This is a genomic window from Rubrivivax albus (genome assembly GCF_004016515.1).
GTDB classification, from domain to species: domain Bacteria; phylum Pseudomonadota; class Gammaproteobacteria; order Burkholderiales; family Burkholderiaceae_C; genus Rubrivivax; species Rubrivivax albus.
In genome coordinates, this window is record NZ_SACT01000010.1 from 181,609 (window position 1) to 196,736 (window position 15,128).

At 70.6% G+C, this 15,128-nt stretch carries 15 protein-coding genes, 1 tRNA gene and 1 riboswitch; of the genes, 9 read left to right on the plus strand and 7 right to left on the minus strand.

The features are described from left to right. Window positions 1-8 precede the first annotated feature (8 nt). Window positions 9-479: a cyclic nucleotide-binding domain-containing protein gene (locus ENE75_RS22690; RefSeq protein ID WP_128200973.1), complete on the minus strand. Its 471-nt coding sequence runs from the start codon at window positions 477-479 to the stop codon at window positions 9-11. Window positions 480-527: 48 nt separating this feature from the next. Further along, a complete protein-coding gene (locus tag ENE75_RS22695) occupies window positions 528-1,688 on the minus strand; it encodes a type VI secretion system-associated FHA domain protein (RefSeq protein ID WP_128200975.1) in 1,161 nt (386 codons plus the stop codon). A 229-nt stretch (window positions 1,689-1,917) separates the two neighbouring features. Here ENE75_RS22695 and phaP point away from each other — a divergent pair, with 229 nt between their 5' ends. Continuing rightward, complete coding sequence (gene phaP, locus ENE75_RS22700) at window positions 1,918-2,475, plus strand: TIGR01841 family phasin (RefSeq protein ID WP_128200976.1); 558 nt, start codon at window positions 1,918-1,920, stop codon at window positions 2,473-2,475. Between the two features lie 175 nt (window positions 2,476-2,650). Here phaP and ENE75_RS22705 read toward each other — a convergent pair whose 3' ends face one another. Continuing rightward, window positions 2,651-3,574 carry a patatin-like phospholipase family protein gene (locus ENE75_RS22705; RefSeq protein WP_128201121.1) on the minus strand — a complete coding sequence of 308 codons (924 nt, stop codon included), beginning with the start codon at window positions 3,572-3,574 and terminating at the stop codon, window positions 2,651-2,653. Window positions 3,575-3,646: 72 nt separating this feature from the next. Between ENE75_RS22705 and ENE75_RS22710 the strand changes: the two genes are divergently transcribed. The 8 genes from ENE75_RS22710 to ENE75_RS22745 all read left to right on the plus strand — a co-directional run bounded on the left by ENE75_RS22710 (window position 3,647) and on the right by ENE75_RS22745 (window position 11,258). Then, complete coding sequence (locus tag ENE75_RS22710) at window positions 3,647-5,377, plus strand: nitrite/sulfite reductase (RefSeq protein WP_128200978.1); 1,731 nt, start codon at window positions 3,647-3,649, stop codon at window positions 5,375-5,377. A 15-nt stretch (window positions 5,378-5,392) separates the two neighbouring features. Beyond that, window positions 5,393-5,752 (plus strand): DUF934 domain-containing protein, encoded by a 360-nt coding sequence (locus tag ENE75_RS22715; protein WP_128200980.1) that lies wholly within the window; start codon window positions 5,393-5,395, stop codon window positions 5,750-5,752. Next, entirely contained in the window at window positions 5,749-6,480 is a 732-nt protein-coding gene (locus ENE75_RS22720) for a phosphoadenylyl-sulfate reductase (RefSeq protein ID WP_128200982.1), read from the plus strand. Before ENE75_RS22715 ends, ENE75_RS22720 begins: the two co-directional genes overlap by 4 nt. Next, the gene (gene cobA, locus ENE75_RS22725) at window positions 6,477-7,274 is read left to right on the plus strand and encodes a uroporphyrinogen-III C-methyltransferase (protein ID WP_128200984.1); all 798 of its coding nucleotides are present in this window, start codon (window positions 6,477-6,479) and stop codon (window positions 7,272-7,274) included. The genes ENE75_RS22720 and cobA overlap by 4 nt, the downstream gene beginning before the upstream one ends. A 65-nt stretch (window positions 7,275-7,339) precedes the next feature. Next, on the plus strand, window positions 7,340-7,663 hold the full coding sequence (fdxA, locus tag ENE75_RS22730) for a ferredoxin FdxA (RefSeq protein ID WP_128200986.1): 324 nt from the start codon (window positions 7,340-7,342) through the stop codon (window positions 7,661-7,663). Window positions 7,664-7,668: 5 nt separating this feature from the next. Then, window positions 7,669-8,769, plus strand: coding sequence for an NAD(P)/FAD-dependent oxidoreductase (locus ENE75_RS22735; protein WP_128200988.1), 1,101 nt, complete (start codon window positions 7,669-7,671; stop codon window positions 8,767-8,769). 66 nt (window positions 8,770-8,835) lie between these two features. Further along, window positions 8,836-8,938: riboswitch (TPP riboswitch) on the plus strand. Between the two features lie 68 nt (window positions 8,939-9,006). Then, complete coding sequence (locus ENE75_RS22740) at window positions 9,007-11,139, plus strand: TonB-dependent siderophore receptor (RefSeq protein ID WP_128200990.1); 2,133 nt, start codon at window positions 9,007-9,009, stop codon at window positions 11,137-11,139. Between the two features lie 43 nt (window positions 11,140-11,182). Next, a tRNA-Asn gene (locus ENE75_RS22745) sits at window positions 11,183-11,258 on the plus strand. Between the two features lie 235 nt (window positions 11,259-11,493). On the opposite strand, the gene hpaH is transcribed toward ENE75_RS22745, so the two are convergent. The 4 genes from hpaH to hpaE are packed head-to-tail and all read right to left on the minus strand — an operon-like array spanning window position 11,494 to window position 15,127. Continuing rightward, the gene (hpaH, locus tag ENE75_RS22750) at window positions 11,494-12,297 is read right to left on the minus strand and encodes a 2-oxo-hept-4-ene-1,7-dioate hydratase (protein ID WP_128200992.1); all 804 of its coding nucleotides are present in this window, start codon (window positions 12,295-12,297) and stop codon (window positions 11,494-11,496) included. A gap of 2 nt (window positions 12,298-12,299) precedes the next feature. Beyond that, window positions 12,300-12,707: a 5-carboxymethyl-2-hydroxymuconate Delta-isomerase gene (locus ENE75_RS22755; RefSeq protein WP_128200993.1), complete on the minus strand. Its 408-nt coding sequence runs from the start codon at window positions 12,705-12,707 to the stop codon at window positions 12,300-12,302. Window positions 12,708-12,721: 14 nt separating this feature from the next. After that, a complete protein-coding gene (gene hpaD, locus ENE75_RS22760; protein ID WP_128200995.1) occupies window positions 12,722-13,648 on the minus strand; it encodes a 3,4-dihydroxyphenylacetate 2,3-dioxygenase in 927 nt (308 codons plus the stop codon). A gap of 21 nt (window positions 13,649-13,669) precedes the next feature. Next, window positions 13,670-15,127 carry a 5-carboxymethyl-2-hydroxymuconate semialdehyde dehydrogenase gene (hpaE, locus tag ENE75_RS22765; RefSeq protein ID WP_128200997.1) on the minus strand — a complete coding sequence of 486 codons (1,458 nt, stop codon included), beginning with the start codon at window positions 15,125-15,127 and terminating at the stop codon, window positions 13,670-13,672. Between the last annotated feature and the right edge of the window lies 1 nt (window position 15,128).

Here is a 15,128-nt window from a genome sequence, read left to right on the forward strand (position 1 = left end):
CGCAGCCCTCAGTCCGCCGGCTGCAGCCGGCGCAGCCGCAGGGCCACGTGGGCCGCCAGGTCGCGCAGCAGGGCCAGCGCGATGCGCGGCTGCCAGGCACCGAGTTGCTGCAGCGCCTGCGGCGTGAGCATCAGCAGGTCGACCTCGGTCTCGGCCACCACCTCGGCGGCCGCCGGTGCGGCGTCCAGGAAGCCGAGCATGCCGGCCACGTCGCCTTCACCTCGCCGTTCCGACGGCTGACCGGGCACCGTCACGCGCAGGTGACCGTTGGCCACGAACACCAGCGCAGGCGCCAGCTGGCCGACCGCCAGGATCACCGCACCGGCCGGGTAGCGGCGGCGCGTCATGAAACCGATCAGATGCGCCCAGTCGGCGTCGCCCAGTTCGGACAGCAGGCGCGGCGCGGGCGGTGGCACGGCGGAGGGGGTCGGCGCGGGCGCAGGGCTTGCCGCACCGTACTGGAAGAAGTCGTCGGCCATCAGCGTGTCTCCTGCCGTGCGCCGCGGGGTGGTTCCGGCGGCCTGTGGTCAAGGGTCACCGTCGTCATAGGCACTGGCCAGATGGTGGCGCGCTGCCGCGCGCAGACCGGCTTCCCAGTCTGCGCCGGAGTCGGACAGCCCCAGGCGTTGCCAGAGCACGGCGTACAAGGCGTCCCGCCCGGCAGCGTCGGCGCCGGGCATCGCACGCGCCAGCGCCTGCGGGGACAGATCGGCGGCCAGGCGTTCGGCCGCGCCATCGAAGGCCGACAGCAGCCTTCGGTCGTGGTCGGCGAGGCTTTGGCCCACCTGCGCCAGCAACGCATGGGGATCGCCGGCGAGAAGCCAGCGCAGGGCCTGGTCGGTGTCGGGCGCCAGCTGCAACGGCGACACCAGCGGCAACGCGGCGGCGCGGCGGGACCCCAGCGCGCTGCGCACCCGCGCCTGGCGCGCGAGCTGGTCGCGCAGCAGGTCCACCGCGGCCCGCAGCAGCGCGCCGATCCGGGCCGCCTGTTCGGCCGGCGACAGCCCGTCCAGCGCCCCCGGTGGCAAGCCCTGGCCCGCGAGCATGGCACCGGCACCGGCCGCCGTGGCGGTGCCCGCTGCGGGCGGGGCCGACGAAGCGCCGGGCGCGCCGCCAGGCCCAGGTGCGACGGGTACGGGCAGGGGTGACGCGGCCGCCGGCGGTGGCTTGGGCGCGGCGGCCGGCGCGGGCCGGATCCGCGTGAGGGCATCGTCGTCGTCGACCGGCAGTGGGGCCGATGCGGCAGGGTCGCCGCCGCGGGCCGGTGGCATCACCAGCGGTGCCGTGTCTTCGACCGTCGTGGCCGGTGACGGCGCCTCCACCGGCGGCGCATGGGGCTGCACCCGAGCCGCCATGTCGGACGCCGGCGCGCCACGCAGCGACACCGCGAACGCATAGGGGCCCATCTCCACCCGATCACCGTCACGCAGCAACTGCTCGCCGTCCATGCGCACGGCAGACCGGTTGACGAAGGTGCCATTCGTGGACAGGTCCCGCAGCACCCAGCCGCGCGGTGTGGACAGGAGCTCGCAGTGGCGGGCCGACAAGGCGAGACTGCGGTCGGGCAAGGCCCAGTCACAGGCCGGGTCGCGACCGATCACGTAGCGGTCGCGGCCAGCTGGCACCTGCACCGTCGTGGGGGGCCCCTCCTTGCGATCCGTGCCGCCGATCAGCGTCAACACCAGCATCCGCGCCTCCTTGGCCGGTGCCCAGAATACACGCCGCCCGAGCGGGGCTTCCGCGGCCCGTGGCCAGCAGGTCCTGGAGACAGCTCCCTAGAATGTTGCGGCGCAACAAAAATAGCTTGCATTGCGTCCGGCGGCCCCTATACTTCGAATCATGCTGCAGTGCAGCAAAGATGCCCGAAAGCGAAGTCCGGGCATGCCGATTCCTGAACCCTGAAGAACGGAGCCCATGATGACCCCCTTCACCGCTGAACAGATGATGGCCGCCCACAAGGCCAATGTCGACACCCTCTTCGGCCTGACCAACAAGGCCTTCGAAGGCGTGGAAAAGCTCGTCGAGCTGAACCTGCAGGTTGCCAAGTCGAGCCTGACGGAAGCTGCCGACGCGAGCAAGGCCATGCTGTCGGTCAAGGACGCGCAGGAACTGCTGGCCCTCCAGGCCGCGATGCTGCAGCCCAGCGCCGAGAAGGCCGCCGCCTACAGCCGCCACCTGTACGACATCGCCGCGGGCACCAATGCCGAGGTGACCAAGGTCGCCGAAGCCCAGTTTGCCGACGCGCAGAAGAAGATGATGGCCGTGGTCGACACCGCCGTGAAGAACGCGCCGGCCGGCACCGAGAACGCCGTGGCTCTGGTGAAGTCGGCCGTGGCCGCCGCCAACAACGCCTTCGAGAGCGTGCAGAAGGCCGCCAAGCAGGCCGCCGAAGTGGCCGAAGCCAACTTCCAGGCCGTGACCAGCACCGCCGTCAAGGCCACGCAGACGGCCGCCAAGTCGCGCCGCGCCGCCTGATCACGGCGCATCGACCGCCTCGGGCGGGGCGGCGGAACTTCCGCTGCCCTGCCTGATCAGAGCCTGTGCCCGGGCCATCCCCGGGTCTCTCTGGAAGGTTGTCTCCTCGGAACCTCGCGTTGGTTCCATTCCGGCCCGGGTCTCCCCGGGCCGTTTTTCTTTGGCGGCCTGCGCCTCAGGGTTCGACGCGCCGGAAGGCCGCGAGCCGCGCCCGCAGTGCGGGCAGCGCGGCCAGGGCCGCGTCCCGCCCCGCCGCGATGGCCCGGTGGCGGGCCGCGAAGTCGGTGCCCGGCACGCCGTCCAGCGCCGGTCGGATGACGACATCGGCGCCGCGCAGTTCGTGGCGGCTCAGGCTGCGCCCCATGATCGAGAAGGTCTGCAGCAGCAGGCGGAACGGGTCGCCCGTGGGCTGGCCCTGCGGTGCCTCGCCGATGTCCACCGCGATCACGAGTTCCGCGCCCATCTGACGCGCTTGGCTCACCGGCACCGGTGCCACCAGGCCGCCGTCGACGTACTCCCGACCACCGATGCCCACCGGCGTGAAGACGGCGGGCACGGCGCTTGACGCGCGCACCGCCAGGCCAGTGTCGCCACGGCGGAACAGCACCGCTTCTCCACTGTCGAGATCCGTGGCGACGATGCCCAGAACGCGCGGCATCCGTTCGATGGTGCGACCACCGGTCTGGTCGCGCACGTAGCGGGCCAGCGCATCGCCGCGCAGCAGGCCGCGGCCGGGGAAGCCCCAGTCGGCGATCGCGGATTCCGCCATCGACGCGCCCAGGCGGGCCAGCGCCGCGCCGTCGTGCCCCGATGCCCACAGCGCCGCCACCAGGCTGCCGGCCGAGGTGCCGGCCACCAGGTCGGGGCGGATGCCGGCTTCCTCGAGCACCTGGATGACGCCGATGTGGGCAAAGCCACGGGCGGCACCGCCGCCCAGGGCCAGACCGATGCGGGGCGGCGGTGGGGGCGGAGGCGGGGGCGGCGGCGCCACAGGCGTCGCCGGTGCGGCGGGTGTCGGCGCCGCCGGCGCAGGCGGTGTGCTCGGCGCCGTCTGGCAGCCGGCCAGGACCACCGGACCGGCCAGCAGGCACACCGCCATATTTCTTCTGGATATGTTCACTCTACTTCTTTGTAGTTTGAGAAATAACAGGTGCTGCCTAAGCTGCCTGCCATGTACCGTCCCACCGACTTCGACCGTGCCTTCGTGCGGGCCCGCGCCGCCCAGTTCCGCGACCAGCTCCAGCGCTGGCAGCGCGGCGAGCTCAGCGAGGACCACTTCCGCCCGCTGCGCCTGCAGAACGGCTGGTACGTGCAGCGCCACGCGCCGATGCTGCGCGTAGCCGTGCCCTACGGCGTGCTGTCGGCATCCCAGCTGCGCACGCTGGCGCGCATCGCCCGCGAACACGACCACCAGGATGTCGGCACGCCCACCGAGCGTGGCGGCTTCGGCCATTTTTCCACCCGCCAGAACCTCCAGTTCAACTGGATCCCGCTGGACCGCGCCGCCGACGTGATGGACCTGCTGGCCGAGGTCGACATGCACGGCATCCAGACCAGCGGCAACTGCATCCGCAACGTCACCACCGATGCGCTGGCCGGCATCGCCCCCGACGAGGTGGTGGATCCGCGCCCCTACTGCGAACTGCTGCGCCAGTGGAGCACGCTCCACCCGGAGTTCGCCTTCCTGCCGCGCAAGTTCAAGATTGCCGTCATCGGCGCCCGCGAGGACCGCGCCGCCATCGCCTGGCACGACATCGGCCTGCAGCTGCTGCGTGATGCGCGGGGCGCCGTGGGCTTCCGCGTGCTGGCCGGCGGTGGCATGGGCCGCACACCGGTCATCGCTACCGAGGTGGCAGCCTTCGTGCCGTGGGCACGCATCCTGGTCTTCATCGAGGCCATCGTGCGCGTCTACAACCTGCATGGCCGGCGTGACAACGCCTACAAGGCGCGGCTGAAGATCCTGGTCAAGGCCGAGGGCCAGCGTTTCGTGGACGACGTGCAGCGCGAGTACGCGCAGCTGCTGGCCGACGGCGCGCCGACGATCCCGCAGGCCGAACTGGACCGCGTGGCCGCCAGCTTCACCGAGCCCGCCGACATGCGCCGCGCCGCGCAGGCGCCGCATGGCGAACAGCCGCCGCGCGAGGACCTGCCGCCGGCCTACCTGCGCTGGCTGGAACGCAACGTGCACGCGCACCGCGTGGCCGGCTACCGCGCCGTGACGCTGTCGCTCAAGCGCGCCGGCCAGCCGCCGGGGGACGTGACGGCCGCGCAGATGGAGGGTGCCGCAGCGCTGGCCGAACGCTTCAGCCTCGGCGAGCTGCGCGTCACTCACGAACAGAACCTGCTCCTGCCCTGGGTGCGCCACGACCAGCTGCCGGCGCTGTGGGAAGCCGCGCGCGCCGCCGGCTTCGCCACGCCCAACATCGGCCTGCTGACCGACATGATCGCCTGCCCGGGTGGCGACCTCTGCGCGCTGGCCAACGCCCGCTCGATCCCGGTGGCCGCGGCCATCCAGGGGCGCTTCGAGGACCTGGACGAGCAGCTCGACATCGGCGACGTGGACCTGCACCTGAGCGGCTGCATCAACAGCTGCGGCCACCACCACAGCGGCCACATCGGCATCCTCGGCGTCGACAAGGACGGCAGCGAGTGGTACCAGGTCACGCTGGGCGGCGCCGACGGCAGCGCACGCGGCGGCGCGGCGGTGGCCGGCAAGGTCATCGGCCCGTCGTTCGCCGCCGACGAGGTGCCCGACGTGCTGGAAGCGCTGATCGACGTCTACCGCCGCGAGCGCCAGGGCAGCGAGCGCTTCGTCGACGTGGTGCGCCGCCTGGGCGTGCCCCCGTTCCGCGCCGCGGCCGATGCCGCCCGCCGTGCGACCGCCGCGGCCGATGCCGCCTGATTCCGGACCACCGACATGCGCTTCCTGAACCCCGACGACGCCCTCCCCCACGGCACGGTGACGCTGGCCAACACCGACGACGTGGCGGCCCACGCCGACGCTCTGCGCGAGGCCCCGGCCGTGTCACTGCACTTCCCGAAGTGGGTGGACGGCCGCGCCTATTCGCAGGCCGTGGTGCTGCGCGGCCGGCTCAAGTACGCCGGCGAGATCATTGCGACCGGCGAGGTGATGCTGGACATGCTGCCGCTGCTGCGCCGCTGCGGCTTCGACGCAGCGCAGCTGGTGGCCGGCCAGAACATGGCCGCCGCCGACCGCGCGCTGGGCTTCTTCCCCGGTCACTACCAGGCGGACCCGCACCGCAGCGTGCACGCATGACCACGATCGTGCAACGCCTGGCGCGCAAGACGCGCGGCTTCGAGGCGCGCGTGGCCCACGCCGAGGCCCTGCTGCGCGAGGCTGCCGAGGACCATGCCGGCCGCATCGTGCAGGCCAACAGCCTGGGCGTCGAAGGCATGGTGCTGACCGACATGGTGGCGCGGCTGAAGCTGCCTGTGGCGGTGGCCACGCTGGACACCGGCGCACTGCACGCCGAGACGCTGGCGATGATCCCGCGCATCGAGGCCCGCTATGGCATCGCCGTGGAGGTCTTCCGCCCACGGCAGGAGGCCGTGGTGCAGTTCGTCGGCCGTCATGGCGAACGCGCGATGTACGACAGCGTGGACCTGCGCCGCGCCTGCTGCGCGCTGCGCAAGCTCGAGCCGATGGAGCGCCTGCTGCAGGGCCGCAGCGCCTGGGTTACCGGCCTGCGTCGGGAGCAGTCGGCCGAGCGCCGCCACGTGCCCTTCTACGCGCTGGAGGACGACGGCCGCGAGAAGTTCTACCCGCTGGCGGACTGGACCGAGGCCGACGTCTGGGCCTACGTGCAGCGCCACGACGTGCCCTACAACGACCTGCACGACCAGTGGTTCCCCAGCATCGGCTGCGCGCCCTGCACACGCGCCGTGTCGGCCGGGGAAGACCCGCGGGCCGGCCGCTGGTGGTGGGAACAGGGGGCGGCCAAGGAATGCGGTCTGCACCTGCGGCCCGAGGTGGCCTCGGCATGACGGCCAGCACGACCCCGGGCACCGTGGTCTTCGTCGGTGCCGGCCCCGGCGCTGCGGACCTGATCACGCTGCGCGGCGCGCGCTGGCTGGGCCGTGCCGATGTGGTGCTGTTCGACGCCCTCACCGACCCGGCCCTGCGTGAACTCGCACCGCAGGCGCGCTGGGTGGACGTGGGCAAGCGCGGCTTTCGCCAGGCCACCGGGCAGGCCACCATCGATGCCATGCTGGTGGCCTTGGCCCGTCAGCATGCCGTGGTGGTGCGCCTCAAGGGTGGCGACCCCAGCGTCTTCGGCCGCCTGGAGGAGGAGCTGCAGGCGCTGGCCGCGCACGGCATCGCCGCCGAGGTCGTGCCTGGCGTCACCGCCGCCCTGGCCGCTGCCGCCGACACGCTGCGCCCGCTCACCCGCCGCGGCGCTGGCCGCAGCGTGGCCCTGTCCACCGCCATGACCCGCGAAGGCGCACTGCGCGCCGCGCAGCAGGCCGACACCGAGGTCTTCTACATGGCCGGCCGCCAGCTCGGCGCCCTGGGCCGCCGGTTGCTGGCCGCGGGCTGGGCGCCGGACACGCCGGCGTGCGTGGTCTCGCGCGCCGGCTGGCCCGACCAGCTGGCCAGCGACCACACGTCGGCCACGCTGGCCGCCGCCAGCGTGCTGCACGCCGGCCGGCCCACGGTGGTGACCGTGGGCGCCGGCGCCAGGCCGCTGGCGACACGCCGGGCCGACCGCGATACCGGGGCACCTATCCGCCCCCAGGTTGATTGCGGTCAAGATTCGGTGCAAACCCGCACCGCATAAAATCGAGTGTTTCGCCGTCGGGCCGCGCGGGCCCGGTGCATCCACGTCCTTCCAGAGTTCATCGCATGACCCACGTCGTCCTCGAATCCTGCATCCGCTGCAAGTACACCGACTGCGTCGACGTGTGTCCCGTGGACTGCTTCCGCGAAGGCCCCAACTTCCTGGTCATCGACCCCGACGAGTGCATCGACTGCGCCGTGTGCATCCCCGAGTGCCCGGTCAACGCGATCCTGCCGGAAGAGGACGTGCCGGCCGACCAGTTGTCCTTCGTCCAGCTCAACGCCGACCTGTCGCGCAAGTGGCCCAGCATCACCAAGCGCAAGGGCCCGCTGCCGGACGCCGACGAGTGGAAGGACAAGAAGGACAAGCTCGACCAGCTGATCCGCTGAACAGAATGGAACCCACTGCCACCCCCGCGGTCGCCGACACCGCCCAGGCCCACGACGGGCCCATCGAGACCGACGCCGTCATCGTCGGCGCGGGCCCCGTGGGCCTGTTCCAGGTCTTCGAGCTTGGCCTCCTGGAGATCAAGGCGCACATCATCGACAGCCTGGCCTACCCCGGCGGCCAGTGCATCGAGCTGTACCCCGACAAGCCGATCTACGACATCCCGGCCGTGCCGGTGTGCACCGGCAAGGAGCTCACAGACAACCTGCTCAAGCAGATCGAGCCCTTCGGCGCCACCTTCCACCTGGGCCAGGAGGTCACGGTGGTGGCCAAGCGCGAGGACGGTCGCTTCGACGTCGAGACCAGCAAGGGCACGCGCTTCGTCACCAAGACCATCTTCATCGCCGGCGGCGTGGGCTCGTTCCAGCCGCGCACGCTGAAGGTGGACGGCATCGAGCGCTTCGACGGCACACAGCTGTTCTACCGCGTGCGCAACCCGGCGCAGTTCGCGGGCAAGAACCTGGTCATCGTCGGCGGCGGTGACTCGGCGCTGGACTGGACGCTGAACTTCGTCCAGGAAGGCCCGAACAAGGCCGAGAGCGTCATCCTCGTGCACCGGCGCGACGGCTTCAAGGCCGCGCCGGCCAGCGTCGCGAAGATGAAGGAACTGTGCGACGCCTACGAGATGCAGTTCATGGTCGGCCAGGTCACCGGCTTCGAGGAGGCCGACGGCCGCATGACGAGCCTGAAGGTCACCGGCGGCGACGGCGTCACCCGCGTGGTGCCGATGGACGTGCTGATGGTCTTCTTCGGCCTCAGCCCCAAGCTGGGGCCCATTGCCGAATGGGGCCTGGCGCTGGAGCGCAAGCAGATCGTCGTCGACACCGAGAAGTTCGAGACCAGCATCCCCGGCATCTTCGCCGTGGGCGACGTCAACACCTACCCGGGCAAGAAGAAGCTGATCCTGTCGGGCTTCCACGAGGCCGCGCTGGCTGCCTTCGGCGCGAGCCCGTACATCTTCCCGGAGAAGCGCGTGCTGCTGCAGTACACGACAACCAGCCCCAAGCTGCACAAGGTGCTGGGCGTGGAAACGCCGGTGTTCGACTGAACGCCTTGGCTGTCCGCCACATCAAGGGCCCGCGCTGCGGGCCCTTTTTTCATGCACGCTATCATCGCGGCTCGCTAGGGGTGCTGGCCTGCACGCGCAGGTCGGCTGAGAAAGTCCCTTTGAACCTGATTGAGGTAATCCTCGCGCAGGGAAGCAGGCTCGAATCGCAGGCCGGCCGGCTCCATCGGCTTCCCGCCTGCCCCGTGTTTGCCCACCTGCTCGTCGCTGGGAAACACGATGAGCAACACACGACCCACACTGCTTGCCGCAGCCGCGGCCCTGTGCTGTGCGACGACGTTCGCGCAGTCCATCCAGACCGTCACCATCACCGGCAGTCGCGGCGCCACCAGCGCTGGTGTCGCCGGCTTCGGCGACGTGCCGCTGTCGCGGTCACCCTTCTCCGCCACCGTGCTGGAAGCCGACGCGCTGCAGGACGCGGGCATCGCCAGCCTGGGCGACATCACGCGGCTGGATGCCGGCCTCACCGACGCCTACAACGCACCGGGCTACTGGGGCCAGCTGGCGGTACGCGGCTTCACGCTGGACAACCGCTTCAACTTCCGCCGCGACGGCCTGCCCGTCAACGCCGAGACCATGCTGCCCACTGGCAACAAGGCCGCGCTGGAACTCTTCAAGGGCACCAGCGGCATCCAGGCCGGCACCAGCGCGCCGGGCGGCCTGGTCAACCTGGTCGTCAAGCGACCAACGGCCGTGCCGCTGACCACTGCTGCCATCGAGTGGACCGAGCCGGGCACCGTGGCGCTGAGCGCCGACCTCAGCCGCAGCGCGGGCGCCTTCGCCTGGCGCCTGAATGCCGGCGTCACGTCACTGGACCCCAGCACCCGCGACAGCGAAGGCCAGGCGCGCCTGCTGGCCGCCGCCGGCACCTGGCAACTGGGCGCGGCCGGCACGCTGGAAGCGGAGGTCGAAGTCAGCCGCCAGCGCCAGCCCAGCACACCCGGCTTCAGCCTGCTGAGCGACCGCCTGCCCGATGCCGATGAGATCGACCCGCGACTGAACCTCAACAACCAGGCCTGGTCGCTGCCCGTGGTGTTCGACGGCCGCACCGGATCGCTGCGCTACACGCGCGAACTCGGGCCGCAACTGCAGTTCACCGCGCAGGCCATGCAGCAGCGGCTGCAGACCGACGACCGCATCGCCTTCCCCTTCGGTTGCAGCGCCGAGGACGACTACACGCGCTACTGCAGCGATGGCAGCTTCGACCTCTACGACTTCCGCAGCGAAGGCGAGCGCCGCACCACCACGGCCACCGACCTGGCGCTGCAGGGGCGCCACACGCTCGGCGGCGTCACGCACCAGTGGAGCACCGGCCTGCTGGCCACGCGCGCCACGGCACGTTTCGGCCGGCAGGCCTACAACTGGGTGGGTGTCGGCAGCCTGGACGGCCGGACCGAACTGCCGCCCGACCCCACGCTGACCGACGAGAACACCCATCGCAGCGAACGCAGCACCGAATGGCGCGTGCAGGACGTGATGGCCCTGAACGAGCGCTGGCAGCTCTGGGTCGGCCTGCGCCACACACGGCTGCAGCGCGCCAGCGTGCGCACCGACGGCAGCCGCGCCACCGACTACACGCAGGGTTTCACGACACCCTGGCTCGCGTTGTCGTGGCAGGCCACGCCCACGCTGATCGCCTATGCCAGCTGGGGCGAAGGCGTGGAATCGGAGGTCGCACCGAACCGCGCCCGCTACCTCAACGCCGGCCAGGCGCTGCCGGCCCTGAAGAGCCGCCAGATCGAGATCGGCCTGAAGCAGCGGCGGGACGGACTTCAGTGGCAGGTCGCCCTGTTCGACATCCGCCGTCCGGTCTGGAGCGACATCCTGCAGTCCACCGGCCTGGCCAGCGACAGCTGCAGCGACGACGACCCGTGCACCCGCCGCGCCGACGGCATCGCCCGCCACCGCGGCGTCGAAGCGGAGGCGGAGTGGCGCGCCGGCGCACTGAACCTGCGTGGCAGTGCCCTGTGGCTGCAAGCGCGGCGCCAGGGCGCCAGCGACCCGGCGCTGGACGGCCTGCGGCCCACCAACGTGCCAGCGCACAGCCTGAAGCTGCAGGCGGCGTGGAACGTGGACCGCCTGCCCGGCCTGGCCGTGCTGGGCTTCCTGAGCCGCGAGGGTGAACGCATGGTGCTGCCGGACAACAGCGCGGGCACCGCAGGCTGGACACGGGTGGACCTGGGCCTGCGCTACGCCCGGATCGTCGACGGCCAGCGCTGGACCTGGCGTCTGGGCCTGGACAACGTGGCCGACGCGCGCGCGTGGAAGGAATCGCCGTACCAGTACGGCCACGCCTACCTGTACCCGCTGGCGCCCCGCACGTGGCGGGCTGCGCTGAACATCACGCTCTGAACGGAGACCGCCTGAATTTTCAGGCTATACTCTTGGGCTTAGTTCCCCGATAGCTCAGTCGGTAGAGCGCCGGACTGTTAATCCGTAGGTCCCTGGTTCGAGCCCAGGTCGGGGAGCCACCAAAATCAAAGCCTTGCGTGAAAGCGCAGGGCTTTGTGCTTTCTGGCGCACGAAGGCGGCAAGTCAGAAGGCACTCCGCAAGACGCTCCGAAGCCGTGGTGATGGCAGCGTCGGCGCGGACCAGGCCAATCCACTGGCCGATCGGCGCCTGGTCCACGGCGAGTACACGCCTGATGGCGCGCCAGCGCGGATCTTCTTGGCGTTGCACGGCGCCCAAGGCGCCCGGACCGGCGTTCAGACGAAGCGGAACGACACCGTGCCCAGCGGCCCGTAGTCGGCGTGCAGGCTGTCTCCGGCGACCGCAGTGGTGGGTCGCGTGAACGAGCCGGCGAGCACCACGTCGCCGGCGTTCAGCTGCTCGTCGTGCGGGGCGATCTTGTTGGCCAGCCAGGCCACGCCGGTAGCCGGGTGATTGAGCACGCCGGCGGCCAGGCCCGTCTCCTCGATCACGCCGTTCTTGAACAGCATGGCGCCCACCCAGCGCAGGTCCACGGCGTCGGGCCGCACCGGCCGCCCGCCGAGCACGATGCCGGCGTTGGCGGCAAAGTCGCTGATGGTGTCGAAGACCTTGCGCGGTGCCTTGGTCTCGCGGTCGAACTGCTCGATGCGGGCATCGATGATCTCCAGCGCCGGCACCACGTAGTCGGTGGCGGCCAGCACGTCGCACAGCGTCACGCCCGGGCCCTTCAGCGGCTTGCCCAGGATGAAGGCCAGCTCGACCTCGATGCGCGGCGCGATGAAGCGCTCGATCGGGAGGTCGCCACCCTGGTCGAAGAACATGTCGTCCATCAGCGGCGCGTAGTCCGGCTCGGTGATCTGGCTGGACAACTGCATCGCGCGCGAGGTCAGGCCGATCTTGCGGCCCTTGATCGTGCGGCCATCGGCCTGCTCCAGCCGGACCCACTCGCGCTGGATGGCGTAACCGTCCTCGATCGTCATGCCCGGGTGGCGCTTCGAGAAGTGGCGCACCTGGCGCCGCGCCTTGCGCGCCTCGTAGAGTTCGCGCGCCAGCGCGGCGATGGTGGTGGCATCGAGCACGTTCAGTCCTTCTTCTGGAACAGCGGATGCAGGTTGCCGAACTTGCCGTCGAAGACCTCCGGCCCTTCGTCAACCTGCAGCGTCAGGCCGATCGGGCGTGACGCCAGCAGCGGCGCCAGGTGCGTTCGCGCCGTGTCGACCAGCATCTCGCCACAGCGCCGGTGCACATCGGCGCTGCGCCCACGGCCCATGCGCAGGTTGAAGTAGCAGAAGGCGTGGTCGCCACTGCCGTCGGTGGTGGCGTGGTGCGCGGCCGGGTAGGCCAGCACGCGGGTGCCGCCGGTGGGGAAGACGGGGGCGCCGCTTTCGTCGCGCACCTGCAGCATGGTGTCGGCCAGCTTGCGGCACAGCGCCGACATGTCGGTCTCGCGCTCGAGCTGCGGCGTGAAGAGGATGACCAGATGTGGCATGGCGGATCGGTCCCTTACAGGCGCGTGGCCACGGAGGTGTAGCCGTCGGCCCGCGAGGCCACGGCGGCCGGGATCTCGCGCCCGTCCTGCGGCGTCACCGGGAACACGGCGTTGATCTGGCCGGTGCCCGACGCACCGAAGTACGGTGTGACGACCTCGGCGCGGCCGTCGTAAGCACTCCAGCCCAATGCGCCCAGCATCATCGCCGTGTCGTGCATGAAGCCTTCGCCATGGCCCTTGGCGGCGTACTCCGGCAGCATGCCGCAGAAGTCCTTCCACTCGCCGGCCTGCCACATTTCGATGACGCGACGGTCCAGCTGTTCGAGGAACGGGCTCCAGATCCTGAAGCCGTACTCCGGCGCCAGGCCGTTCTGCGCGAAACGGTGGCTCAGGCTTCCGCTGGCGAAGAAGGCGACCGTGCCGTCGTAGTGGTCCTCCACGGCCTTGCGCATGGCCCAGCCCAGGCGCGCGCTGTCGTTGAGGTAGTGCACCATGCACAGGGCCGACACCGAGACCACCTTGAAGTGCTGGTCCTGGTTCATGTAGCGCATCGGCACTAGGGTGCCGTACTCCGGGCCCAAGGTCGTGGCCGGGTGCGCCAGCGTCTCCACACCCATGTCGTTGCACGACTTCGCCAGCAGGGTGCCGAGTTCCGGATTGCCCGGGAAGCCGTAGCGCATGTTGCTGATGAAGTGCGGCAGCTCGTTGCTGGTGTAGTTGCCCTCGAAGGACGGCGCACAGTTGACGTGGTAGTTGGCGTTGACGAGCCAGTGGGTGTCGAACACCACGATGGTGTCCACGCCCAGTTCGCGGCAGCGCCGTCCGATCTCGACGTGGCCGTCGATGGCGTCCTGGCGTGTGCCCTTGCGTGGGCCGTCGAGCTCGCTCAGGTACATCGACGGCACGTGGGTGATCTTGGCGACGAGTGCAAGCTTGCCCATGTCGGTCTCCTCGGACGGTTGTCAGATGCCCCAGTGCGGAATGTGGTGGCCGCCCAGGCTGACAGCCACGTTCTTCGGCTCCAGGAACACCTCGTAGCTCCAGGTGCCGCCCTCGCGGCCGGTGCCGCTGGCCTTGGTGCCACCGAAGGGCTGGCGCAGGTCGCGCACGTTCTGGCTGTTGACGAAGCACATGCCGGCCTCGATGCCCGCAGCCACGCGATGCGCGCGACCGATGTTCTCGGTCCAGACGTAGCTCGACAGGCCGTAGGCGATGTCGTTGCTCTGGGCCACGGCATCGGCCTCGTCGTCGAAGGGGATCAGGCAGGCCACCGGCCCGAAGATCTCCTCCTGCGCGATGCGCATGCGGTTGTCCACATCGGCGAAGACGGTGGGCCTGACGAAGTTGCCCTGGGCCAGATGCGCCGGCAGGTCAGGCGCGTCCAGGCCGCCGCAGAGCATCGTCGCCCCCTCCTTCGGGCCGAGCTCGATGTAGCTGCGCACCTTGGCCAGGTGACCGGTGCTGATCATCGGGCCGATGATGGTCTGCTCGTCCAGCGGGTCACCCACGGTGATCCGCTTCGCGCGTTCGGCAAACTTCTGCGCGAAGTCGGCGTAGATCGACTTCTGCACCAGGATGCGGCTGCCGGCGGTGCAGCGCTCGCCGTTGTTGCTGAAGATCATGAACACGGCGGCGTCCAGCGCGCGGGCCATGTCGGCGTCGTCGAAGATCACAAACGGGCTCTTGCCGCCGAGCTCCATGCTGAACTTCTTCAGCCCCGCAGCCTGCACGATGCGGTTGCCGGTGACGGTGCTGCCGGTGAAGGAGATGGCGCGCACATCGGGGTGGCGGCACAGCGGCTCGCCGGCCTCCTTGCCGAAGCCGTGCACGATGTTCAGCACGCCCTTGGGGATGCCCGCCTCCAGGGCCAGCTCACCCAGGCGCGCGGCGGTGAGCGGACTGAGCTCGCTCATCTTCAGCACCGCGGTGTTGCCGAAGGCCAGGCAGGGGGCCACCTTCCAGGTCGCCGTCATGAACGGCACGTTCCAGGGGCTGATCAGCGCGCACACACCCACCGGGTGGAACAGCGTGTAGTTCAGGTGCGTGGGCGTCGGGTAGGTGTGGCCGTCGACGCGGGTGCACATCTCGGCGAAGTAGTAGAAGTTGTCGGCCGCGCGCGGCACCAGCTGCTTCCCGGTCTGTGCGATGACCTGGCCGGTGTCCATCGTTTCCGTGCGCGCGATCTCGGGCGCGTGGGCGGCGATCAGGTCGCCGAGCTTGCGCACGAGCTTCGCGCGCTCGGCCGCGGGTTTCGCGGCCCAGGCCGGGAACGCGGCCTTGGCGGCAGCGACGGCGGCATTCACCTCGGCCTCGCCGCCGGCGGCCACCTCGGCCAGCACGGCCTGCGTGGCGGGGTTGATCGTCTCGAAGTAGTCCTGGCCCTCGACGGCCCGGCCGTCGATCAGGTGCTGGATGCGCATG